We start from the raw sequence: 784 nt of genomic DNA, 5'->3' as shown, positions 1-784 counted from the left end.
GCAATGCACTTTAAGCTGATTGTCACTCCATTGAGTAAAGTCGCGGATATCCCGCCGGGTAAAACGAACGGCGTTCAGGGCACATTGCTGATCTGCCGCTATTTCGTGCGCCATTTGCTGGATCAACAGCAACAGCTTGCGGGTCTGCGGCGGCATCTCATCGAGCGTCCGGCCTAAGATTTCATGCGCTAACTGATTGGCGAGCCGGATATCGTCTTTGCTGACTTCGATATATTCAAGCCGCTTGCCACGATGCTCAGCGGTCTTGATCTCCCGCTGATACTGGTGCAACAACGCGATACTCTGGATCAACGTCAGGTATTTCATATGGTCACGGCGGGTACGGGTTTTGTCTGACATAAAGGTCAGCTGGCTGGCATAGGGATTGACCACATTCAGCGGTTTCAGCAGCCGCTGGGCATTCTGGTGCAGTGCGGTGAGATAGTCCCGCTCGTTTTCAGCCAGCAGGCCTTCGAGTGTCTGTTTCTGGCGCTGCAACGCATGGATAGCTTCGGTCTGTTCGCGGGATTCATTGACCGTCAGCACCAGACAACGGTTCAGCAGTTCTTCATCCACATCAATGGCGGTGGTGGTGAGCATCAGCATCACCGGGCCTTTCACGGTGTAGCTTTTGGTGACGAGGTTTCCGGTCGCTTCATCCTTGCCCGTGCTCGCCATCGTCAGCTCGCCATCACTTTGCAACAGCTTCAGCGCATAGGCGGCCTGCCGTACCCCTTCTTCTTCGGCGATAGCTAATATCTTGTGCTGGAGATTAGTTTCACCG

1 pseudogene is annotated in these 784 nt (G+C 54.3%); it reads right to left on the bottom strand.

What is annotated here, in order from left to right:
* A pseudogene (locus Xbud_RS19140) lies at positions 1 to 784 on the bottom strand (DNA primase); the annotation flags it as partial.

The organism is Xenorhabdus budapestensis, assembly GCF_002632465.1.
Lineage (GTDB): Bacteria > Pseudomonadota > Gammaproteobacteria > Enterobacterales > Enterobacteriaceae > Xenorhabdus > Xenorhabdus budapestensis.
Note: the sequence above shows the minus strand (reverse complement) of the source record. Positions and strands in the feature narration are given on the sequence as shown.